This is a genomic window from Microbacterium sp. zg-Y1090, from assembly GCF_030246945.1.
GTDB lineage: Bacteria > Actinomycetota > Actinomycetes > Actinomycetales > Microbacteriaceae > Microbacterium > Microbacterium wangruii.
On sequence record NZ_CP126742.1, the window covers coordinates 2,298,030 to 2,319,627 of the forward strand.

Below are 21,598 nucleotides of genomic sequence, written 5' to 3' on the forward strand. Positions count from 1 at the left end.
TCTACTTGCCCGACGCCAGAGCGTCGGCGCCGCCGACGATCTCGGCGATCTGCTGAGTGATCTCCGCCTGACGCGCGTTGTTGCGCAGGCGGGTGTAGTCGGTGATGAGCTTGTCGGCGTTGTCGCTGGCGGACTTCATCGCCTTCTGCGTGGCGGCGTGCTTCGCCGCCGACGACTGCAGGAGGGCGTTGAAGACGCGGCTCTGGACGTAGACCGGGAGGAGGGAGTCCAGGACGGCCTCGGGGCTCGGCTCGAATTCGTACAGCGGGTAGACCTGGCTGCCCGACGGCTCGTCCGCGGCAGCGTCGACGACCTCGAGCGGAAGCAGACGCACCCGCTCGGGCGACTGGGTCATCATGCTGATGAACCGGTTGTACACGAGGTGGATCTCGTCCACGCCACCCTCGTCGCCGCCGCGGTCGTAGGCGTCCAGCAGGGCGCCCGCGATCAGTTCGGCGGTGTTGAAGTGCGGCGTGTCCGTGTCGCCCACCCACTCCCCCGCGGCCGGGATGCGGCGGAACTGGAAGTAGCCCACCGCCTTGCGGCCGACGAGGTAGAACTCGACTTCCTTGCCCTCCGAGCGCAGCAGCTCCGCAAGCTCCAGCGCCTCGCGCAGGATCTGGGAGTTGAAGGCGCCCGCCAGGCCCCGGTCGGAGGCGAAGATGACCACCGCGGAACGGCGGATCACCTCCCGCTCCGTGGTGAGGGGGTGGTCGACGTTGGAGTACGTCGCGACCGCTGACACGGCCCGCGTGACGGCCCGTGCGAAGGGGGATGAGGCGCGGACGCGCCCCATCGCCTTCTGGATGCGCGAAGCCGCGATGAGCTCCATCGCCTTCGTGATCTTCTTGGTCGTCTGAGCAGAACTGATCTTCTGCTTGTAGACCCGCAGTTGTGCGCCCATTGGCTATCCCTACTGAGTCGTCAGCCCCGGCGGCCCTTGACGATCTTCTCCTGGTTCACGTCGTCGGCGTCCGCCGCGGCGAACTCCTCGTGACCCGGGTTGTTGATCGCCATGCCCTTGCCGGACTGGAACTCGAGGACGAAGTCGTCCGTCAGCTTGTCGAGCTGCGCGACCGTGTCGTCGTCGAGGACGTTGGTCTCGCGCAGCGTGTCGAGGATCGACGTGTTGCGCTTGAGGTAGTCCAGCAGCTCGCGCTCGAACCGCAGCACGTCCTCGACCGCGATGGTGTCGAGCTTGCCGTTGGTGCCGGCCCAGATCGACACGACCTGCTCCTCCACCGGGTACGGCGAGTACTGCGGCTGCTTGAGCAGCTCGGTCAGACGCGCTCCGCGCGCCAGCTGGCGACGCGAGGCCGCGTCGAGGTCGGACGCGAACATCGCGAACGCCTCGAGCGAGCGGTACTGGGCCAGCTCGAGCTTGAGCGTGCCGGAGACCTTCTTGATCGACTTGACCTGCGCGTCACCACCGACGCGCGACACCGAGATGCCGACGTCGACAGCGGGGCGCTGGTTGGCGTTGAACAGGTCGGACTGCAGGAAGATCTGGCCGTCCGTGATCGAGATCACGTTGGTCGGGATGTAGGCCGACACGTCGTTGGCCTTGGTCTCGATGATCGGCAGACCCGTCATCGATCCCGCGCCCAGCTCGTCAGAGAGCTTCGCGCAACGCTCCAGCAGACGCGAGTGCAGGTAGAACACGTCACCGGGGTAGGCCTCGCGGCCCGGCGGGCGACGCAGCAGCAGCGACACGGCACGGTACGCCTCGGCCTGCTTCGACAGGTCGTCGAAGATGATCAGGACGTGCTTGCCGCCGTACATCCAGTGCTGGCCGATGGCCGACCCCGTGTAGGGCGCCAGGTACTTGAAGCCGGCGGGGTCCGACGCGGGAGCGGCCACGATGGTGGTGTACTCCATGGCGCCGGCATCCTCGAGCGCGCCCTTGACGGAGGCGATCGTGGAGCCCTTCTGGCCGATGGCGACGTAGATGCAGCGCACCTGCTTGCTGACGTCGCCGGACTCCCAGTTGGCCTTCTGGTTGATGATCGTGTCGATCGCGATGGCCGTCTTGCCGGTCTGGCGGTCGCCGATGATCAGCTGACGCTGGCCGCGGCCGACGGGGATCATGGCGTCGATGGCCTTGATGCCGGTCTGCATCGGCTCGTGCACGCTCTTGCGCTGCATGACGCCCGGCGCCTGCAGCTCGAGGGCACGCCGGCCTTCCGACGCCACGGGCCCGAGGCCGTCGATCGGGTTGCCGAGCGGGTCGACGACGCGGCCAAGGTAGCCGTCGCCGACGGGGACCGAGAGGACCTCGCCGGTGCGGGTGACCTGCTGGCCCGCCTCGATGCCGGCGAAGTCGCCCAGGACGACCACACCGATCGCGTGCTCGTCGAGGTTGAGCGCCAGTCCGGCCGTGCCGTCGCCGAAGCGGACGAGCTCGTTCGCCATGACGCCGGGCAGTCCCTCGACGTGGGCGATGCCGTCGGCGGCGTCGATGACGGTGCCGACCTCGGTCGCGGCGGCCCCGGTGGGCTCGTACGCGGCGACGAAGTCCTTCAGCGCGTCACGGATGACGTCGGGGCTGATGGAGAGTTCTGCCATGGTCTTCCTTCGTGTTCATGGGACCTTGCGGTCCCGAAATCTCCGCTCCGATGAGCGGGAAGCTCTAACCGGCCAGCTTCTGGCGCAGGTCGTTCAGACGGCTCGACACACTGGCGTCGATGACGTCGTCGGCGATCTCGACGCGCAGGCCGCCGACGACCGAGGGGTCGACGACGACGTTGAGCGAGATGTCCGTGCCGTACCGCTGCGACAGCGCAGCGGAGAGGCGGTCGGCCTGTCCCGCCCCGAGGGGCTTCGCGGCGACGACCGTGGCGACCGAGCGACCGCGCTGCTGCGCCACCAGGCGCATCGCACGACCGAGCAGCTGCCGCACCCGACGCTCACGCGTCTGCTGCACCGCCGAGGAGACGATCAGTGTCGTGCCGGCGCTGGTGCGGCCGCCCAGGAGCGTCTCGACGAGCGCGCCCTTGGCGGACGCGTCTCCGAGTCGGCTGCCGAGCGCAAGCTCCAGCTCGGGGTTCGCTGCGATGGTGCGGATGACCGCGAACAGCTCCCCCTCGATGTCGGAGCCCGGCTCCGCGATCGCGGTGGCCCGGATGCCGAGCTCCTCGATCCCGTCGACCAGGTCAGACGCCGACGACCAGCGCTGCTGGACCGCACTGGTCAACAGCGAGACCGTGGTGGGCTGGAACGAGCCGAACACGTGCGCGACGACCTTCGCCCGCGCGGCGGGCGCCGCGGCGGAGTCGGCCAGCGCGCCCCTCAGCTGGGCCGATTCGCCCATCGCCCGCGCGGCAGCGAACAGCTCGCGGGCGACGCCGAGGTCGACCGACGACGCCGCGCCGAGCGCCGACGTCGTCGCGGCCAGGGCCTGAGTGGTCGCGCTGCCCATTACTTCGACGCCTCGGAGGCTTCGAGGTCGGCCAGGAAGCGGTCCACGACGGCCTGCGCCTTCGCGTCGTCGGAGAGGGACTCCCCGATGACGCCGCCGGCGAGGTCGAGGGCCAGCGAGCCCACCTCGCTGCGCAGTGAGACCAGCGCGGTCTGGCGCTCCGCCTCGATCTGCGCGTGCGCGGCGGCGGTCAGGCGTGCGGCCTCCGAGGAGGCGGCATCCTTCGCTTCGGCGACGATCTTCTTGCCGTCCTCGCGAGCGGCGTCGCGGATCTCTCCGGCCTCCTTGCGAGCCTCGGCCAGCTGAGCGGTGTACTGCTCCAGAGCAGCCTCCGCCTTGCGCTGAGCCTCATCGGCCTTGGCGATGTTGCCCTCGATCGAGGCGGCGCGCTGGTCGAGCAACGTCTTCATCTTCGGAAGGGCGACCTTCCAGAAGACGAAGAGGATGATGACGAAGCAGACCGCCGACCAGATGATGTCGTACCACGCCGGGATGAGCGGGTTGTACGCGACACCCTCTTCCGCGGCGTACGTGACAAGAGCGTTCAGCATCCTGTCTCCTTTAGGTCAGTACGGGGCTGGATCAGAAGCCGAAGATGAAGGCGGTGGCGATGCCGATGAAGGCGAGCGCCTCGGTGAAGGCGATACCGATCCACATGAGCACCTGAAGACGACCGGCCAGCTCGGGCTGACGGGCGACACCCTCGATCGTCTTTCCGACGACGATGCCCACGCCGATGGCCGGGCCGATGGCGGCGAGGCCGTAGCCCACCGTCGCGATGGAACCGGTGACGGCGGCGAGAACCGTAGTTGCGTCCACGGGGGTTTTCCTTTCGGTTATGGGCGGCAGTCAGCCGACCCGCTCAGTGCTCTTCCGCGACCGCGAGCTGGATGTAGACCGCGGTGAGGAGAGCGAAGACATAAGCCTGCAGCGCTGCGACGAGCAGCTCGAACAGGGTGAAGGCGAAGCCGAAGGCGAGCGAGCCCGCAGCCAGAGCCGACCACCAGCCGCCGAGATCGAGCAGGAAGAACTGCGTCGCGGCGAAGAAGAGGACCAGCAGAAGGTGCCCGACCATCATGTTCATGAGGAGTCGGAGGGTCAGGGTCACCGGCCGGATGACGAACGTCGAGATGAGCTCGATCGGCGTCACGATGATGTAGATCGGCCACGGCACGCCGGTGGGGAAGAGCGAGTTCTTGAAGAAGTTCTTCGGGCTCTTCTTGATGCCGGCGTAGATGAAGGTCACGTAGCTGACCACCGCGAGCAGCAGCGGCACCGCGATGATGCTCGTGCCGGCGATGTTCATGAACGGGATGACACCCGTGAGGTTCATGAACAGCACCATGAAGAAGATCGTGGTGAGGATCGGCAGGAACCTCTGCCCGTCCTTCTTGCCGAGGAGGTCCTCGGCGATGTTGACCCGGACGAAGTCCAGGCCCATCTCCACGATGCTCTGGAAGCGTCCGGGGACGACCTTCATGCGTCGGGTGCCGAGCCAGAAGACCAGGACCACCGCGAGTGTCGCGATGAACTGGATCAGGTGGATCCGGTTGATGACCAGATCACCGATCTGGAAAACAGCCTCGGGAAAGAACTCCGCGATCGACGGAGCGTGGAACTCGCCTTCGTCGGCGGTGGGGGCGATCAGTGTCGCAGCGTGAATAAACAGCGCAGGCTCCAGCTTCGGGGCGCCGGTACAGGACCGGAGCGACGATGGTCGGTGAGCGTCACTCCGCAGATGCTCCGAGAGGAGCGGGGCGGGCGCAGATCAACACTATCAAACTCCGGCGGCGGTCAATGCCGCCCTTCGGGTCCTTCGCCCTGTTCCGCGACCTCGTCGGCCGTGGGAAGGGTGACATCGCTTGCATGCGGCACCCGCATGCGGGTGAGCACGACGACGTCGATCACGAGCGATGCGACAATCCCGGCGACGAGGGAGAGGAAGAAGACCGTCGGGTTCAGCCAGGCCGCATCCCGCAGCACCAGCAGCAGCACGATGAAGACGAGGAACTTGAGGATCCAGCCCCCCAGCACGATGCCGAAGAAGATCGGCACGTACAGCGCGTCGCCGTACCAGCGGTTGGCGACGAGGATGCTGACGCCGGTGATGCCGAGGAAGGCGAACGCCAGCCCCACGCCGCACAGGGCGCTCCACAGCCCCTCGGTGCCGCCGGCCGCGTAGCCGGCGACGGCGCCGATCACGGCCAGAACGGCGGTCACCCCCGCAGACCACAGCAGAGTGGCACGCAGGACGGGGGTGCTGGAGACGGAACTGCGGGGCGTGGTCATGAGGACTCCTGGGTCGCGGGCAGGGCGCGGCGGGCGGGGGTGAAGGTGACGACGAGGCAGGCAGCGACGCCGATGAGACCGAAGGCGGCGCCCGGCAGGTACTGCCCCGGCCAGTCGGCGGTCGTTCCGATGTACATGAGCAGCACCGCGAGACTGACCACCGCCGTCCAGGCGTAGAAGATCAGCACGGCGTCGCGGTCGGAGTGGCCCATGTCGAGCATGCGGTGGTGCAGGTGCTTGCGGTCGGGCGAAAAGGGGGACTTTCCGGCCTGCATGCGCCGCAGCACCGCCATGCCGAAGTCCAGCAGCGGGAGCATCACGACCACCACCGGGAGGAGGATCGGGATGAACGCACCCAGTAGCTGGGAGCGGCCGAACTGATCGGGGTCCCCCAGCAGGGCGGGGTCGAGCGAGCCGGTGATCGACACGGCGGAGCAGGCCATCAGCAGCCCGATCATGAGTGCGCCGGAGTCGCCCATGAAGAGCTTCGCCGGGTTCCAGTTCATCGGCAGGAATCCGATGCAGGCGCCGATGAGCACAGCGGCGATGAAGGAGGCCATGGTGAAGTACGTCGCCGACCCCATGTCGCGCATGAGCAGGTAGGAATAGGCGAAGAACACCGCGTTCGCGATGAGGGCGACGCCGGCGACGAGCCCGTCGAGGCCGTCGATGAAGTTGACGGCGTTCATGACGATGACGATGGAGAAGATCGTGAGCACGAAGCTGACGGTCCCCGAGAAGCCGGTGATCCCGCCGATGGGCAGCGTGTAGATCTGCAGCTCCCCGAACCAGGCGACGATGCCGGCGGCGAGGAACTGGGCGCCGAGCTTGATGGTCCAGTCGAGGTCCCACAGGTCGTCGGCGACCCCCACCAGCACGATGAGGGTGGTCGCCGCCAGCACGGCCCAGGGGGCGGGGTCGGCCCAGAAACTCGCGAACCGGGGGTCGGGGTGCATCGCCGAGACCGCGAACGCGAGGACGATGGCGAAGTACATCGCGATGCCGCCGAGGCGCGGCGTGGGCGTCTTGTGCACGTCGCGGGCCCGGATGGCCGGGTAGAGCTTGAACCGCAGCCCGAGGCGCCACACCGCCCAGGCGAGGACGAGCGTGACGGCGGCGGTCAGGATGACGATGAAGACGTACTGTTTCACACCGCGCCGCCGGCCGCCGCGGCGGGGCCATCCGCCTCATCGGGGTCGGCTTCCAGCAGGTCGCCGAGCACGTCCCGCAGTCGGGTGCGGCTGACGGCGCCGTCGCGCAGCACGCGCACCACGCCGTCACCATCACCGGTCAGACCGGTCGCGTCGACGATCGTCGAGGGGATGCCGGTCTCCCGCATGCCGGCGTCGAGGTACACCGCCACACTGTCGCCGAGCATGTCGACGGCCTCGTCGATCGCGATCGCCGCGGAGTGCCCGGTGCGGTTGGCGCTCGAGACGGCGAGCGGGCCGCACTCCTCGAGCATCTCCAAAGCGATGCGATCGGCGGGCATGCGCACCGCGACCGTTCCGAAGGTGTCGCCCAGGTCCCAGGACAGCGAGGGCTGCGCCGGCAGCACGATGGTCAGTCCGCCGGGCCAGAACTCCTCGACGAGTCGTTCGACCGGCTCGGGGATCTCGGCGGCGAGGGCGCGCAGGGTGGTCACTCCGGCGACCAGCACAGGCGGCGGCGACTGCCGGCCGCGCCCCTTGGCTGCGAGCAGGCGTGCGACGGCCGAGGCGTTGAAGGCGTCGGCGGCGACGCCGTACACGGTGTCGGTGGGCAGCACGACGAGCTGGCCGCGCGCGATCGCCTGACGCGCCTGGCGCAGGCCGGGCAGCAACTGCGTCTCGTCGCGGCTGTCGAATACAGGGGACATGGCCGCACCAGTCTACCGGCGCAGGCTCCGCAGACCCTTCAGACCGCCGTCCCGCGCGGCGGGTGTCAGGAGCGGACGGCTGTGGTGGCCCGGTCGCGCAGCGTGAGGTCCTGATGGGTGGCGGCGGCGAGCCAGCCGTCTGCGGTCAGGAGGGACCTGATGGGTGCGCCCTGCCACTCGCCGTGCTCGAGCACGAGGGTGCCTCCCGGGTGCAGCAGACGACGGGCCACCCCGCTGATCACGCGCACCACATCGAGCCCGTCCGCTCCCCCGTAGAGCGCCGCCGGCGGATCCCAGTCGCGCACCTCGGGGTCGCGCGGGATGGCGCCGTCGGGCACGTAGGGCGGGTTGGAGACGACGACCGACACGGTTCCGTCGAGCTCGGGAAAGGCTTCTGCGAGGTCGACGAAGGCGATGCGGGCGTTGCTCGCGCCGACGGCGATGAAGTTCTCCTTCGCCCACACGAAGGCGTCGACCGAGTTCTCGGCGGCGTGCACCCTGGCATGCGGCACCTCGGTCGCCAACGCGAGGGCGATCGCGCCGCTTCCGGTGCCGAGGTCGACGGCGATGGGCTCGGGGGACGCGGCTGCGGTGAGCGCGTCGATCGCGATCTGGGCGACCGTCTCGGTCTCGGGGCGCGGCACGAACACGCCGGGCCCGACCTTCAGCTCCAGATGACGGAACGGTGCAGTGCCGGTGAGGTGCTGCAGCGGCTCGCGAGCAGCCCGGCGTGCGAGCAGCGCGGCGAACGCCGACGCGGCGGGTTCGGGCACCTCGTCGCCGCGCACGACCGCGGCGTGCAGCTCGCCCCGGCCGATGCCCAGGACGTGCGCCAGCAGCAGCTGCGCGTCGACGTCTGCGGAGGCGACCCCGGCCCGCTGCAGCAGGTCGGTGGCGGTGCGCAGCGTCTCGGCGATGCGGGCGGGGGCGGTGCGGGAATCGGGCATGGGCGTGTCCAGCCTAGACGGGAACCGGCTGCGCGGTCCGGGAAGGATCGTCATATTCGGCCGCATGCTCCCCCACGCGCCCTAGGCTTGAACGATGAGCTTCCCCTCGCCGAGGAGGGGTCACCGACCGCACGAAAGGCAGATCATGGCCGGCATCCATTCCGACATCACGAGCGCATTCGGCAACACCCCCTTGGTCAAGCTGAACCGGATCACCGAGGGCCTTCCCGGTACGGTGCTGGCGAAGCTCGAGTTCTACAACCCCGCGTCCAGCGTCAAGGACCGCATCGCGATCGCGATGGTCGACGCGGCCGAGGAGTCCGGCGAGCTCACCCCCGGTGGCACGATCGTCGAGGCCACGAGTGGCAACACCGGCATCGCGCTGGCCATGGTGGGCGCGGCGCGTGGCTACAAGGTGGTGCTCGCGATGCCGTCGTCGATGTCGATGGAGCGCCGGCTGCTGCTGAAGGCGTACGGCGCCGAGCTGGTGCTGACGGACCCGGCCGGCGGCATGAAGGGCGCGGTCGCCAAGGCACAGGAGATCGTCGACGAGACGCCGGGCGCCGTGCTGGCCCGTCAGTTCGAGAACGCCGCCAACCCGGCCATCCACCGCAAGACGACCGCGGAGGAGATCCTGCGCGACACCGATGGCAAGGTGGACTACTTCGTCGCCGGCATCGGTACGGGCGGTACCATCACGGGTGTCGGCCAGGTGCTCAAGGAGCGCGTTCCCGAGGCGAAGGTCGTCGCCGTCGAGCCGGCCGACTCGCCGCTGCTGACCAAGGGGACGCCCGGCCCGCACAAGATCCAGGGCATCGGCCCGAACTTCATCCCCGCGCTGCTGGACCAGAGCGTCATCGACGAGGTCGTCGACGTGGAGTTCGCGGATGCCATCGCCACGGCCCGCGAGGTCGGCGTGAAGGACGGCATCCTCGTCGGCATCTCCTCCGGCGCCGCACTGTGGGCCGCACTGCAGATCGCCGCCCGCCCCGAGGCCGAGGGCAAGAACATCGTCGTGGTCATCCCCTCGTACGGCGAGCGATACCTGTCGACCGCGCTCTACGAGGACCTGCGCGAATACTGATCACTTCCGGCCCGGGCGGCAGCGCCGCCCGGGCCGTCATCGTTTCCGAAAGCAGGTTCTCGTGCACGGCATCCCCCTCCCCCGCGTCGACTCCCCCGCCGAGGCGGGCGCGTGAGCGGGCCGCTGCGCGGCCTGCGTGATCTCGTGGGCCGCGCACGCGAGGATGTCGCGGCCGCGAGGCTGCGCGACCCCGCGGCCCGGAACGGACTCGAGATCGCCCTGCTGTACCCGGGCCTGCACGCCATCTGGTCACACCGCGTCGCCCACACCCTCTGGCTGCGAGGACTGCGCCTTCCGGCCCGTGCGCTGTCGCAGCTCACGCGGTGGCTCACGGGCGTCGAGATCCACCCGGGCGCGCGCATCGGGCGCCGCTGCTTCATCGACCACGGCATGGGCGTCGTGATCGGCGAGACCGCCGAGATCGGCGACGATGTGCTGCTCTACCACGGCGTCACCCTCGGCGGCCGCACGCGCAACGGCGGCAAGCGCCACCCGACCCTCGGCGACCGCGTGCTGGTGGGCGCCGGCGCGAAGGTGCTCGGCCCCATCACGATCGGGGCGGGCACGGCGATCGGCGCGAACGCCGTCGTGACGAAGGATGCCCCCGCCGACAGCGTGCTGGTCGGCGTCCCCGCGAAGGCCCGCAAGCGCACCCCGGGCGAGGACACCCGGTCGCTGCTCATGGCACCCGAGTACTTCATCTAGAACGGCGCAGGCGCACCTGCTGTCGCCTGATCGAGCGCGCTGAACTCCAGCACCCGTCGAGGGGTGTCGGGATAGACCCGACCGGTGGGACTCGTCCATTCGAGGATGCCGCGGGGTTTCTGGATCACCGACCACGCCGTGGCGTGCTTCATCGCGTGGTGCCGGGCGCAGAGGTTCGCGAGGTTGGCGACGGCGGTCGGCCCGCCGCGGGCATAGTCATGGGTGTGATCGTGGTCGCAGAACCGGGCGGGTCTGCGGCAGCCGGGGAACCGGCAATGCTCGTCTCGCGCATCGAGATGTCTGCGCTGCGCCCTGCTGGGCCGGTAGGTGTCCACGTGATGGACGGCTCCGGTGACCGGGGAGGTGAACACCCGCTCCCAGACGTCGGCGGCTGCGGCCAGACCCCGGGCGGTGTCGGGGTCGATGGGTCCGTACCCGAGCAGTTCGGCCGGCGCGGCACCTGCGCCCACGAGGGTGGCGGCCGGGATGACGATCTGCACCTGCGCCGTCACCGCCGCTGCCTCCGGGAGGACACCGGTCGCCGTGGGCGCGGTGGCGCAGCCGGTGAGCAGCAGATCGGTGAGCACATCGGCCCGGATCTGATCGGTGGTGCGCGTATCGGTGGCGACGGGGTCGTCGGCAGTCTCAGCGACGATGTCATCGGGGGTCTCAGCGACGGTGTCATCGGGGGTCTCAGCGACGGTCTCGTCGTCGGTCTCAGCGACCGGCTCGTCCGCGGCGCGTGCGCGGCGTGCGGCGGTGATCTCGCGCGCGTGCTGGGTCAGCCGATCACGGATCGCGTAGGCGAGCACGGCCGGCAGTACCGCGGCGAGCTCGGCCATGCCGTCGTCGAGGTCACGCACCCACACCCGGCGAGTCGCGGAGGCCTCGGCGTGCCGCTCCTGCAGCGGCACCGGGTGCAGCTTCTGCGCGATGACCGTCACGATCGGCTTCGCCCGCCCCGGCGTCTCACGCTCACACACCACCAGCGCCGCCTGCTCGAACCTGGCCCGCACCTCGGGGTCGCCGATGACGGCACCGGCATCCTGGATCACACGCACGTGGCCCGCGTCGACACGCCCCTCCCGTAACGCCGCGACGGTCGCCGCAAAGCCTTCCACGAGGACCGTGGCGTCGCGCATGCGGTCCTGCATGCCCCGGTCGGGTCGCCGCAACGCCGCGCCCACCTCTGCCGCGATCGCCCGCGCGGGCATCTCTCGCTCCCGCCGCTCAGACGACGGCACCCGGGCTGTCTGCTCAGCCGCGATCGCATCGGCGCGCGCCAGCAGCTGCAGCTCCTCGGCGTGCAGCGCGGCGATCCGCCGCCGCGTAGCCTCCAGCCCCGCCACCACCGCACCCAGCGAGCGGGTATCTCTGCGGGAGGCGGGCGGGAGCGTCTTCATACCCGTCATTCTCCCGCCTACCTCCGACATTCAGAACGGAGAAACTCCCGGCCAGGCGGCACTTGTGGATAACCTCCCGGCACACTCGTTGTGCAGGGAACGGCGCTCGGCGGGGCGCGAGCAGCGGCCCCCGCCACGCATCACGCGCGCGACGTCTCCCCCCGCGCATCCATCCTGCGCCGGAGGAACAGCCTCGGCAGCAGCAGCGTCGCCAGCGCCGTCACCACCCACACGACGAGGGGCGCGAGCACCCACGCGAGCGCGTCGGTGATGCGCAGCCCGCCGACCGGCAGCAGCACCACGATGAGCAGCGCGACCAGGGTCGAGAGGATCCCCACTCCCCCGAGCAGCGGCGGAGCGTGCCGCCGCGCCACCCGGGTGATCACCGGGGCGAGGGCGCTCTGCAGCACCGCGAAGATCACGATGCAGAGGACGAAGCCCCACCAGTCCGCCCACACGATCGTGAAACCCGGAACGACGAGGTCTGCCACCACGAGCCCCAGCGCGGCAGACCCCAGGAACACCGCCGCGCGCAGCAGCAAGGTCGTCATGCGCCGACCCTAATCCGCCCACACCATCGCAGCCAAGACCGCGCCACCCGGCGGCCACGGGGCCGGCCGAGGCATCCCCCCGCCCGAAACGCCCGTCAGGACCCGAGAGCCGCCAGTCGCGCCTCTTCGTCAGCGGCGATCGCCGACTGCACGATCGGCTCGAGAGCGCCGTCCATCACCTGGTCGAGGTTGTACGCCTTGTAACCGGTGCGGTGGTCGGCGATGCGGTTCTCGGGGAAGTTGTAGGTGCGGATGCGCTCCGAGCGGTCCATGCCGCGGATCTGCGACTTGCGCGCATCGGACGCCGCGGCATCCCGCTCCTCCTGCTGCTTGGCCAGCAGCCGGGCGCGCAGCACCCGCATGCCGGCTTCGCGGTTCTGCAGCTGCGACTTCTCGTTCTGCATCGACACGACGATGCCGGTGGGCACGTGGGTGATGCGCACCGCCGAGTCTGTGGTGTTCACCGACTGGCCGCCGGGCCCCGACGAGCGGAACACGTCGATCTTCAGATCGTTCTGGTCGATCTGCACTTCGTCCGGCTCGTCCACCTCGGGGAACACCAGCACGCCGGTGGTCGAGGTGTGGATGCGCCCCTGGGACTCCGTCGCCGGCACGCGCTGCACGCGGTGCACGCCGCCTTCGTACTTCAGATGAGCCCACACGCCCTGCGCCGGGTCGCTCGATGAGCCCTTGATCGCGAGCTGCACGTCCTTGTAGCCGCCGAGGTCGGACTCGTTGCGGTCCAGCACCTCGGTCTTCCACCCCTTGGATGCCGCGTACTGCACGTACATCCGCAGCAGATCGGCCGCGAACAGCGCGCTCTCGGCGCCGCCCTCGCCCTGCTTGATCTCCATGATCACGTCACGGGCGTCGTCAGGGTCGCGCGGGATCAGAAGTCGCCGCAGGCGCTCCTGCGTGGCGGTGACCTGCTCTTCGAGAGCGGGCACCTCCTCGGCGAACGCCTCGTCGTCCTTCGCGAGCTCGCGCGCCGCCTCGAGGTCGTCCGCCGCCGCGACCCACGCGTCGTGGGCCGCGACGATGCGCGACAGCTCGGCATAGCGCCGATTGACCCGCTTGGCGCGGGCGGCATCGGCGTGCACCGCGGGGTCGGAGAGCTCCTCCTGCACCGCGCGGTGCTCGTCGATCAGTCCGCGGACGGACTCGAACATGCCGGAATCGGACACGGTCGCCGTCAGGTCAGCGGATGCTGTTGTCGTTCGCGTGGCTGCTGCCGCCGGGCGCGGGCATCGACTTCTGCATCTGCACCAGGAACTCGACGTTGGACTGCGTCTCGCGGAGCTTGCCCAGAACCACTTCCAGCGCCTGCTGCGGGTCGAGCCCGGCGAGGGCGCGGCGCAGCTTCCACGTGATCTTCACCTCGTCGGGCGACAGCAGCATCTCCTCGCGACGCGTGCTCGAGGCGTTGACGTCGACGGCGGGGAAGATGCGCTTGTCGGCCAGCTGACGGCTCAGCCGCAGTTCGCTGTTGCCGGTGCCCTTGAACTCCTCGAAGATCACGTCGTCCATCTTGGAGCCGGTCTCCACCAGAGCCGTGGCGAGGATCGTGAGCGATCCGCCGTTCTCGATGTTGCGCGCCGCTCCGAAGAAGCGCTTGGGCGGGTACAGCGCCGAGGCGTCCACGCCGCCGGTGAGCACGCGACCCGACGTCGGGGCCGAGATGTTGTACGCGCGACCCAGACGCGTGATCGAGTCCAGCAGCACGACCACGTCGCGGCCGAGCTCCACGAGGCGCTTGGCGCGCTCGATGGCGAGTTCGGCGACGGTGGTGTGGTCCTCGGCGGGACGGTCGAACGTCGAGGCGATGACCTCGCCCTTGACGGTGCGCTGCATGTCGGTGACCTCTTCGGGCCGCTCGTCCACGAGCACGACCATGAGGTGGACCTCGGGGTTGTTCGTGGCGATCGCGTTCGCGATCTGCTGCAGGACGATCGTCTTGCCCGCCTTCGGGGGCGCGACGATGAGGCCGCGCTGACCCTTGCCGATGGGGGCGACCAGGTCGATGATGCGCTGGGTCAGCTTCTCGGGGGCGGTCTCCAGGCGCAGGCGCTCCTGCGGGTACAGCGGCGTCAGCTTGCCGAACTCCACGCGGGTGGCGGCATCGTCGACGGACAGGCCGTTGATCGAGTCGACCTTGACCAGGGCGTTGTACTTCTGGCGGCCGGACTGCTCGTTCTCGCGGGGCTGCTTGATGGCGCCCACGACGGCGTCGCCCTTGCGCAGGTGGTACTTCTTGACCTGGCCGAGGGACACGTAGACGTCGCTCGTGCCGGGGAGGTAGCCGGTGGTGCGGACGAACGCGTAGTTGTCGAGCACGTCGAGGATGCCGGCGATGGGGATGAGGACATCGTCCTCGCCGATCTCGGTCTCGAACTCGTCGTTGGTGGTGCCCTGCGGACGGCGCTTGTTGCGCTGACGCCCGCGGCCGCCCTGACCCGACTCGTCGTCGTCCGCGGCGTGGGACGGGGCAGGCTGAGGGGCGCGCTCGGACTGCTCCGGGGCGTTCCCGTTCTGCCCGCTGCCGTTCTGGCCGTTGCCGTCCTTGTTGCGGTTGCGGTTGCGGTTGCGCGACCGGCTGCGCGAACGCGACGTGCCCTCGCCCTCGTTCTGCTCGCCGTCGCCCGCGGACTCGCCGGCCTTGTCGGCGGGTGCGTTGTCGGCGGATGCCTTCTCGGCGGGTGCCTTCTCGGCCGGTGCCTTCTCGGCCGGTGCCGCGTGGGCGGACTTCTCAGCGGATGCCGTGTCTGCTGCGGGCTTCTCGTCCGGGGCGGCGGATGCCGGCTCGGAGCGGTCCGCGGCCGGGGCGTCCGTCGTGTCGGTGTTCGCGGCGGGCTCCGCGGCGGCGGGCTCCGCCTCCGCGGCGACGGAGCGGCTGCTGCTGCGGCGCGCACCGGTCTTGCGCGGCGCCTTGGCGCGGGCGGGCGGGGCTGCGTCTGCGGCCGGCGCGTCGGCACCGTCCGCAGGAGTCGTCTCGGCAGCGGGGGTGTCCTCGGCGGCAGCAACGGCTTCGGCGGCGGGGGCGGCCTCGGCCGGTGCCTCGGCAGCGGCGGCTTCGGCCTGCGCAACCAGGTCGCTGCTCTTGGCGCGACGCGGAGCACGCTTGCGCGGCGCCTTCGCCGGCTTCTCCTCCGCAGCGGCGGCCGGCGCTTCGGTGGCGCCGTTCTCGACGGCGGCGACGGACTCGACGACGTCAGCCGTCTCGGCCTCGGCCGGGGTCTGCTCGCTCGCCTCGGCGTCGGTCGCCACGGCGTCTTCGCCGTCGGTGACGTCGGCACCCTCGGCGGGCGCGGTGGTGACGGTCTCGTCCTGCGGCGTGTTCTCGCCGTCGGTGTCGCCGTCGGTACGGATCTCGGAGATGGACTCCACGAGTACTCCCTTGTGTGTCATCGGATATGCCGCATCGCGTTCGATCGTCGCGGCCGTGCGTGCGCTTCCCGGATGGAACAGGGGAAACGGCGCGACGCGATCAGATCGGGATACAAGCGACAGTTCGCAGAATTGCGACGGAGGCCAGATTCACGATTTACGTGGAACCCTCCGTTTGGTCCCTCACTGTACCACCCTTGACATCGACGGCGAGCATGAGGGGCTCCCACGGGGTGTCCGCCACGGCAGCCGCGACCTCGGCGGCCACGAGACGCTGCCCTGGGCCGTCGGCGAGCACCAGCACGCTGGGGCCGGCCCCGGACACGACCGCGGCGAATCCCTCCGCCCGCAGTGCACGCACCAGACGATCGGTCTCGGGCATGGCCTGCGCCCGGTAGTTCTGGTGGAGCTTGTCCTCGGTGGCCGCCAGCAGCAGCTCCGGGCTCTGCGTCAGTGCGGCGATGAGCAGCGCGGAGCGCGAGACGTTGAAGACGGCGTCTTCACGGGGCACCTGCAGCGGCTGCAGGCTGCGTGCGAGCGAGGTGGACATCGTGAAGGCGGGCACGAGCACCAGCGGAGCGACGCCGCGGTGGACGATGAGCTTCTTGTGCTGCGGCCCGTCGGGGTCCATCCACGCGATCGTGAGGCCGCCGAAGAGGGCGGGCGCCACGTTATCGGGGTGCCCTTCCAGCTCGGTCGCGAGCCGCAGCAGCGCATCGGGCCCGAGTTCGACGTCGCCGGAGAGCAGCCCCTTCGCCGCGAGCAGCCCCGCGACGACCGCCGCGCCGGAGGAGCCCATGCCCCGGCCGTGCGGGATCACGTTGCGGGCGCGCAGGCGCACACCCGGCATCCGCCGCCCGCACGCCTCGTAGGCGTAGGCCATCGAGCGCACCACGAGGTGGGAGGCGTCGCGCGGGATGTCGTCGGCGCCCTCCCCGGTGGCCTCGATGTCCAGCTCGCCGTCGGGCAGCGCCGTCACGGTGAGCTCGTCATAGACGCTCAGCGCCAGGCCCAGGGTGTCGAACCCCGGACCCAGGTTGGCGCTGGTCGCCGGCACGCGCACGACGACGGTGCGCCCCTCGGCGTCACCGCGGTCCGCCGCGACCTCCGGCGAGGGTGCGCTCACGCGGTGGCCTCCGCCACCAGCCCCAGCACCGAGGCGACCTCGCTCGTCGCGGCATCCACGACCGTCGGCTCGACCTGCGACCCGTCGGCGGCGCGCAGCGCCCACTGCGGGTCCTTCAGCCCGTGCCCCGTGACGGTGAGCACGACGCGCGCGCCGGCGGGCACGATGCCGGCCTCGGCACGGTCGAGCAGCCCGGCGACGCTGATGGCGGATGCCGGTTCGACGAAGACGCCGACGGAGCCGGCGAGGAGCTTCTGGGCGGCGAGGATGCGCTCGTCGTCGATCGCGCCGAACCAGCCGTCGGTGGCGTCCCGCGCTTCGAGGGCGAGTTCCCACGAGGCGGGGTTGCCGATGCGGATCGCACTGGCGATCGTCTCAGGGTGGCGCACCACTTCACCGCGCACGAGCGGCGCGGAGCCCTCGGCCTGGAAGCCGAACATGCGGGGAACCCGGGTGGCGGCGCCGCGCGCGGCTTCCTCGCGGTAGCCGCGGGAGTAGGCGGTGTAGTTGCCGGCGTTGCCCACGGGGATGAAGTGGAAGTCGGGCGCATCGCCCAGCTGCGAGACGACCTCGTACGCGGCCGTCTTCTGACCCTCGATGCGGTCGGGGTTGACGGAGTTGACCAGGTGCACCGGGTAGTGCTCGGCGAGCTCGCGGGCGATCTCGAGGCAGTCGTCGAAGTTGCCGCGCACCTGGATCAGCCGCCCGTTGTGGGCGACGGCCTGACTGAGCTTGCCCATCGCGATCTTGCCCTCGGGCACGAGCACCGCGGCGGTGATGCCGGCGTGCGCGGCGTAGGCGGCCGCCGAGGCCGACGTGTTGCCGGTCGACGCGCAGATGACCGCCTTCGCACCGTGCTCGACGGCGCGCGACAGCGCGACCGTCATGCCGCGGTCCTTGAACGAGCCGGTCGGGTTCATGCCCTCGTACTTCACCCACACGTCGGCACCGGTCATCCGCGACAGGGCCGGCGCCGGGATCAGCGGCGTGCCGCCCTCGCCGAGCGTGACCACCGTCGAGGCGTCGGTGACCCCGAGCCGGTCGGCGTATTCGCGGAGCACCCCGCGCCAGAGATGTGCCATGTCAGTTCCCCTCCACGCGCAGCACGGACACGACGCGTCCGACCACGCCGCTCTCGGCGAGCCGGGCGACCGTGTCGCTCAGATCCTGCTCACGCGCCGTGTGCGTTCCGATGACGAGCCGGGCGACGCCCGCCTCCTGCTCTGCGCCGGGGACGTCGGCCCCGGACAGGATGTTCTGCTCGACCGTGGCGATCGACACCCGGCCATCACTGAGGATGCCGGCGACGGACGCCAGCACACCCGGCAGGTCGTCGACCTCGAGCGTGATCTGGTACCGGGTCGTGACGTGCCCGATCGGGACCACCGGCAGGTTCGCACGGGTGGACTCCCCCACCCCGACACCACCGGCGATATGGCGTCGCGCCGCCGAGACGACATCGCCGAGGACGGCCGACGCGGTCTGCAGGCCGCCGGCGCCGGCGCCGTAGAACATGAGGTCGCCGGCGGCCTCGGCCTGCACGAACACGGCATTGTTCGCGCTGTGCACGCTCGCCAGCGGGTGGGCGCGCGGGACGAGCGCCGGGTACACGCGCACCGAGATGGCCTCGCCGGTCGGCGATGCGTCCGCCTCGCCGACCAGCCGCTCGCACACGGCCAGCAGCTTGATGACGTAGCCCGCGTGGCGCGCGGCATCCATCATCGCCTTGTCGATCCCCACGATGCCCTCACGGTGCACGGCCTCGATCGGCACGGCGGTGTGGAAGGCGAGGCTCGCGAGGATCGCGGCCTTCTGGGCGGCGTCGTAGCCCTCGATGTCGGCGGTGGGGTCGGCCTCGGCGTAGCCGAGCGCCTGAGCCTGGGCGAGCACGTCGTCGAACTCGGCACCCTCGGCATCCATCCGGTCGAGGATGTAGTTGGTGGTGCCGTTGACGATGCCCATGATGCGCTGCACGCGGTCACCGGCGAGCGAGTCGCGCAACGGCCGCACGATGGGGATCGCACCGGCGACCGCGGCTTCGTAGTACACCGACGCGCCGACCTGGTCGGCGGCGTCGAAGATCTCCGGTCCGTGGGTGGCCAGCAGCGCCTTGTTGGCCGTGACGACGTCGGCGCCGGAGTTGATCGCCTGCAGGATCAGCGTGCGTGCCGGCTCGATGCCGCCCATCAGCTCGATGACGATGTCGCTGCCGGCGATGAGCGGGTCGGGGTCGGTGGTGAACAGGTCGCGCGGCAGATCCACGTCGCGCGGGGCGTCGAGGTCGCGCACGGCGATCCCCGCCAGCTCGAGTGAGGCACCGGCGCGGTCGGCGAGCTCGTCGCCGTGCGTGAGCAGCAGGTCGGCGACCTGGGCGCCCACAGCTCCCGCTCCCAGCAGTGCGACACGCAGGCGGCGGTGATCGGTCATGCGGTTCCCTTCGTCGATGCGACCCCCACGTCACGGGCGAGCAGGTCGTCGACGGTCTCGCCGCGCACGATGACGCGCGCGGACCCATCGGCGACCGCCACGACCGGCGGGCGGGGGATGTAGTTGTAGTTGCTGGCGAGCGAGAAGCAGTACGCCCCCGTCGCCGGCACGGCCAGCAGGTCTCCGGGGGCGACGTCACCCGGCAGGTATTCGGCGTCGACGACGATGTCGCCCGACTCGCAGTGCTTGCCGACGACGCGCGCCAGGGCGGGTGCGGCATCGCTGCGGCGCGAGGCGACGCGCGCGCTGTAGTGCGCGCCGTACAGCGCCGGCCGGGCGTTGTCGCTCATCCCGCCGTCGACGCTCACGTAGAGCCGCTGCAGATCGTCGCTCGCCTGCACGTGCTTGACGGTGCCGACCTCGTAGAGGGTGACCCCTGCCGGCCCGACGATCGCGCGGCCGGGCTCGAACGCGACGACCGGGACCGGGATGCCGTGCGCCGCGCACTCGGCGGCGACGGCATCGACGATGCCCGCCGCGAGCTCCTCGATCGGTGTGGGGTCGTCGGCCGAGGTGTAGGCGATGCCGAAGCCGCCGCCGAGGTTGAGCACCGGCACCGGCCCGTCGGCGAGGAGCCGCGCGTGCACCTCCACCAGGCGGGCGGCGGATTGCGCGAACCCGGCGGTGCCGAAGATCTGCGACCCGATGTGGCAGTGCAGCCCGCCGAACTCCAGGCTCCCGAGGGAGCGGATGCGGGCGACCACCTCGTCGGCACGCGACAGCGGGAAGCCGAACTTCTGGTCCTCGTGGGCGGTGGCGAGGAAGTCGTGGGTCTCGGCGTGCACACCGCTGTTGACGCGCACCCGCACCGATTGCACGACGCCGTGGGCGGCGGCGACGGCCGCGACCCGGGTGATCTCGATGTCACTGTCGACGATGATCGACCCGACACCCACCTCGACGGCGCGGGCGATCTCAGCCTCGCTCTTGTTGTTGCCGTGGAAGCCGATGCGCGCGGGGTCGGCGCCGCCGGCCAGCGCGACGGCGAGCTCCCCGCCGGTGGCGACGTCGATCGACAGGCCCGCGGCGGTGACCCACCGCACGACCTCGGTGCAGAGGAACGCCTTGCCGGCGTAGTAGACCTGCGCGGTGGTGCCGTGCCGGGCGGCGGCCTCGTCGAACGCGATGCGCGTACGGCGCGCACGACGGCGCACCTCGTTCTCGTCGAGCACGTACAGCGGCGTGCCGAACCGGGCGGCGAGCTCGGTCACGGGCACTCCGCCGAGCCGCACCACGCCGTCGGCGTCGCGCACGGCCGAGTCCGGCCACACGCCGGAGACCAGCGCGTCGGCGTCCTCCGGCTCGACGAGCCACTCTGGGACGGACACACGGGCGGGCGAGGCGGACACGGAGCAGACCAATCGGGTGGGATACGGGAAGCTGCACCTGGCGGAGCAGCGGCCTGATGCCGGGCGGATCATCCACGCGCCGACGTTGCAAGCAGTCTAGGGCAACGGTCGCCCCGGGGCCGTGCGTGCGACGCGGTGTGACAGGCGATGCAGAAGCAGGCGGTCAGGAGCAGGCGCCGTCGGCCAGCAGCGTGCGGTCCACCAGGATGTCGTCGGCGACGTCGAAGCGCGCCCGCAGCACGTCGCCGGTCACGGCGACCTCGCTCAGGGTGAGCCCCTGCGGCAGGTACGCCGCGATGCAGACCGGCCAATCGCGCAGCACCGCATTGGAGACGATGCCGAACTGACGTCGCAGCTCGTCGGCGCCGATGTCCGACCCGGCGACCTGCACGCTCGAGGGCGTCAGCACAAGCTCGCCGTCCTTCGCACCGGGGGTCAGCGACAGCCCCACCGGGATCTGCGCGCCGAACAGCGACAGCTCGATCGTCGCGGTGATGTCGGGCTCGGCGAGGCCCACCGACTGCGCGGGGAACCCATCCACGGACGACAGCAGCTCCTGCAGCTGCGGCTGGTCCAGTGTCACGGTGGCGCGGCCATCACGGATCGTGCGCTCCCCGCTGACGGGGATGTCGCGGGCCTCGACGGCGATGTCACCGGTGAAGGGCCCGAAAGAGACGTCCGCGGAGGAGATCCGCAGCTCGTCGAGGCTGCCGCCGATCAGCTGCGGCAGCACCGCGCCGGGCACGTCGACGTCGATCGGGTGATCCTCGGGGAGCGACAGGTTGGTGACGATCTGCTGGCGGATCGTGTTCACCACGATGCCGCGCGCGATCGCCTCACCGGCGAACCAGGCCACGAGGGCGAGCACCACCACGACGAGGCCCGCGACGACCCACCGCAGTGTCCGGCGGGGACGACGCGGCGGCTCCCCCGACGACAGCACCCACTGCGCCGACGGGTCGGGAAGCGGCTGGGTGGGGTGCGTGTCGCCGGTCAT

The 21,598-nt window shown here is 70.5% G+C and carries 21 protein-coding genes; 2 read left to right on the top strand and 19 right to left on the bottom strand.

What is annotated here, in order from left to right:
* Window position 1: 1 nt before the first annotated feature.
* The 10 genes from QNO26_RS10915 to prmC form a co-directional block, all read right to left on the bottom strand.
* Window positions 2-904, bottom strand: a complete 903-nt coding sequence (locus QNO26_RS10915; RefSeq protein ID WP_257533384.1) for a F0F1 ATP synthase subunit gamma — start codon at window positions 902-904, stop codon at window positions 2-4.
* Between the two features lie 20 nt (window positions 905-924).
* Window positions 925-2,565 carry a F0F1 ATP synthase subunit alpha gene (atpA, locus tag QNO26_RS10920; RefSeq protein ID WP_257533386.1) on the bottom strand — a complete coding sequence of 547 codons (1,641 nt, stop codon included), beginning with the start codon at window positions 2,563-2,565 and terminating at the stop codon, window positions 925-927.
* Window positions 2,566-2,629: 64 nt separating this feature from the next.
* A complete protein-coding gene (locus QNO26_RS10925) occupies window positions 2,630-3,418 on the bottom strand; it encodes a F0F1 ATP synthase subunit delta (protein WP_257533388.1) in 789 nt (262 codons plus the stop codon).
* Window positions 3,418-3,969 (bottom strand): F0F1 ATP synthase subunit B, encoded by a 552-nt coding sequence (locus QNO26_RS10930; RefSeq protein WP_257533390.1) that lies wholly within the window; start codon window positions 3,967-3,969, stop codon window positions 3,418-3,420. The genes QNO26_RS10925 and QNO26_RS10930 overlap by 1 nt, the downstream gene beginning before the upstream one ends.
* A 31-nt stretch (window positions 3,970-4,000) precedes the next feature.
* Window positions 4,001-4,237, bottom strand: a complete 237-nt coding sequence (atpE, locus tag QNO26_RS10935) for an ATP synthase F0 subunit C (RefSeq protein WP_257533392.1) — start codon at window positions 4,235-4,237, stop codon at window positions 4,001-4,003.
* Window positions 4,238-4,280: 43 nt separating this feature from the next.
* Complete coding sequence (gene atpB, locus QNO26_RS10940) at window positions 4,281-5,081, bottom strand: F0F1 ATP synthase subunit A (RefSeq protein WP_257533552.1); 801 nt, start codon at window positions 5,079-5,081, stop codon at window positions 4,281-4,283.
* 131 nt (window positions 5,082-5,212) lie between these two features.
* Window positions 5,213-5,707, bottom strand: coding sequence for a Cg1360 family ATP-synthase-associated protein (locus QNO26_RS10945; RefSeq protein WP_257533394.1), 495 nt, complete (start codon window positions 5,705-5,707; stop codon window positions 5,213-5,215).
* Entirely contained in the window at window positions 5,704-6,858 is a 1,155-nt protein-coding gene (locus tag QNO26_RS10950) for an MraY family glycosyltransferase (protein ID WP_257533396.1), read from the bottom strand. The genes QNO26_RS10945 and QNO26_RS10950 overlap by 4 nt, the downstream gene beginning before the upstream one ends.
* On the bottom strand, window positions 6,855-7,565 hold the full coding sequence (locus tag QNO26_RS10955; RefSeq protein WP_257533398.1) for an L-threonylcarbamoyladenylate synthase: 711 nt from the start codon (window positions 7,563-7,565) through the stop codon (window positions 6,855-6,857). The genes QNO26_RS10950 and QNO26_RS10955 overlap by 4 nt, the downstream gene beginning before the upstream one ends.
* Before the next feature lie 65 nt (window positions 7,566-7,630).
* Entirely contained in the window at window positions 7,631-8,512 is an 882-nt protein-coding gene (gene prmC / locus QNO26_RS10960; RefSeq protein ID WP_257638239.1) for a peptide chain release factor N(5)-glutamine methyltransferase, read from the bottom strand.
* A gap of 145 nt (window positions 8,513-8,657) precedes the next feature.
* Between prmC and cysK the strand changes: the two genes are divergently transcribed.
* The gene (gene cysK, locus QNO26_RS10965) at window positions 8,658-9,596 is read left to right on the top strand and encodes a cysteine synthase A (RefSeq protein ID WP_257638264.1); all 939 of its coding nucleotides are present in this window, start codon (window positions 8,658-8,660) and stop codon (window positions 9,594-9,596) included.
* A 111-nt stretch (window positions 9,597-9,707) separates the two neighbouring features.
* Complete coding sequence (gene epsC / locus QNO26_RS10970; RefSeq protein ID WP_257638238.1) at window positions 9,708-10,301, top strand: serine O-acetyltransferase EpsC; 594 nt, start codon at window positions 9,708-9,710, stop codon at window positions 10,299-10,301.
* Here the strand turns inward: epsC and QNO26_RS10975 are convergent.
* The 9 genes from QNO26_RS10975 to QNO26_RS11015 all read right to left on the bottom strand — a co-directional run bounded on the left by QNO26_RS10975 (window position 10,298) and on the right by QNO26_RS11015 (window position 21,598).
* Window positions 10,298-11,704: an HNH endonuclease signature motif containing protein gene (locus QNO26_RS10975; protein WP_257638237.1), complete on the bottom strand. Its 1,407-nt coding sequence runs from the start codon at window positions 11,702-11,704 to the stop codon at window positions 10,298-10,300. The two genes, epsC and QNO26_RS10975, sit on opposite strands and share 4 nt — an antisense overlap.
* A gap of 140 nt (window positions 11,705-11,844) precedes the next feature.
* Window positions 11,845-12,255, bottom strand: coding sequence for a hypothetical protein (locus QNO26_RS10980; RefSeq protein WP_257533408.1), 411 nt, complete (start codon window positions 12,253-12,255; stop codon window positions 11,845-11,847).
* 95 nt (window positions 12,256-12,350) lie between these two features.
* Complete coding sequence (gene prfA / locus QNO26_RS10985) at window positions 12,351-13,424, bottom strand: peptide chain release factor 1 (protein WP_257533409.1); 1,074 nt, start codon at window positions 13,422-13,424, stop codon at window positions 12,351-12,353.
* Between the two features lie 28 nt (window positions 13,425-13,452).
* Complete coding sequence (gene rho / locus QNO26_RS10990; RefSeq protein WP_374679352.1) at window positions 13,453-15,639, bottom strand: transcription termination factor Rho; 2,187 nt, start codon at window positions 15,637-15,639, stop codon at window positions 13,453-13,455.
* Window positions 15,640-15,796: 157 nt separating this feature from the next.
* Window positions 15,797-16,765 (bottom strand): homoserine kinase, encoded by a 969-nt coding sequence (thrB, locus tag QNO26_RS10995; RefSeq protein ID WP_257638236.1) that lies wholly within the window; start codon window positions 16,763-16,765, stop codon window positions 15,797-15,799.
* Window positions 16,762-17,847, bottom strand: coding sequence for a threonine synthase (gene thrC / locus QNO26_RS11000; RefSeq protein ID WP_257533413.1), 1,086 nt, complete (start codon window positions 17,845-17,847; stop codon window positions 16,762-16,764). The genes thrB and thrC overlap by 4 nt, the downstream gene beginning before the upstream one ends.
* A gap of 1 nt (window position 17,848) precedes the next feature.
* Window positions 17,849-19,192 carry a homoserine dehydrogenase gene (locus QNO26_RS11005; protein ID WP_257533415.1) on the bottom strand — a complete coding sequence of 448 codons (1,344 nt, stop codon included), beginning with the start codon at window positions 19,190-19,192 and terminating at the stop codon, window positions 17,849-17,851.
* Complete coding sequence (lysA, locus tag QNO26_RS11010) at window positions 19,189-20,601, bottom strand: diaminopimelate decarboxylase (RefSeq protein WP_257638235.1); 1,413 nt, start codon at window positions 20,599-20,601, stop codon at window positions 19,189-19,191. Before lysA ends, QNO26_RS11005 begins: the two co-directional genes overlap by 4 nt.
* Before the next feature lie 163 nt (window positions 20,602-20,764).
* Window positions 20,765-21,598: an LmeA family phospholipid-binding protein gene (locus QNO26_RS11015; protein WP_257533419.1), complete on the bottom strand. Its 834-nt coding sequence runs from the start codon at window positions 21,596-21,598 to the stop codon at window positions 20,765-20,767.

Bases quoted from the DNA above. Each gene is read 5' to 3' on its own strand.
- prfA (WP_257533409.1), bottom strand. From the start codon at position 13,424: ATGTTCGAGTCCGTCCGCGGACTGATCGACGAGCACCGCGCGGTGCAG.
- thrC (WP_257533413.1), bottom strand. From the start codon at position 17,847: ATGGCACATCTCTGGCGCGGGGTGCTCCGCGAATACGCCGACCGGCTC.
- prmC (WP_257638239.1), bottom strand. From the start codon at position 8,512: ATGCCCGATTCCCGCACCGCCCCCGCCCGCATCGCCGAGACGCTGCGC.
- QNO26_RS10955 (WP_257533398.1), bottom strand. From the start codon at position 7,565: ATGTCCCCTGTATTCGACAGCCGCGACGAGACGCAGTTGCTGCCCGGC.
- atpA (WP_257533386.1), bottom strand. From the start codon at position 2,565: ATGGCAGAACTCTCCATCAGCCCCGACGTCATCCGTGACGCGCTGAAG.
- QNO26_RS10915 (WP_257533384.1), bottom strand. From the start codon at position 904: ATGGGCGCACAACTGCGGGTCTACAAGCAGAAGATCAGTTCTGCTCAG.
- QNO26_RS11005 (WP_257533415.1), bottom strand. From the start codon at position 19,192: ATGACCGATCACCGCCGCCTGCGTGTCGCACTGCTGGGAGCGGGAGCT.
- cysK (WP_257638264.1), top strand. From the start codon at position 8,658: ATGGCCGGCATCCATTCCGACATCACGAGCGCATTCGGCAACACCCCC.
- QNO26_RS10945 (WP_257533394.1), bottom strand. From the start codon at position 5,707: ATGACCACGCCCCGCAGTTCCGTCTCCAGCACCCCCGTCCTGCGTGCC.
- QNO26_RS10925 (WP_257533388.1), bottom strand. From the start codon at position 3,418: ATGGGCAGCGCGACCACTCAGGCCCTGGCCGCGACGACGTCGGCGCTC.
- QNO26_RS10980 (WP_257533408.1), bottom strand. From the start codon at position 12,255: ATGACGACCTTGCTGCTGCGCGCGGCGGTGTTCCTGGGGTCTGCCGCG.
- QNO26_RS11015 (WP_257533419.1), bottom strand. From the start codon at position 21,598: ATGACCGGCGACACGCACCCCACCCAGCCGCTTCCCGACCCGTCGGCG.
- QNO26_RS10975 (WP_257638237.1), bottom strand. From the start codon at position 11,704: ATGAAGACGCTCCCGCCCGCCTCCCGCAGAGATACCCGCTCGCTGGGT.
- QNO26_RS10930 (WP_257533390.1), bottom strand. From the start codon at position 3,969: ATGCTGAACGCTCTTGTCACGTACGCCGCGGAAGAGGGTGTCGCGTAC.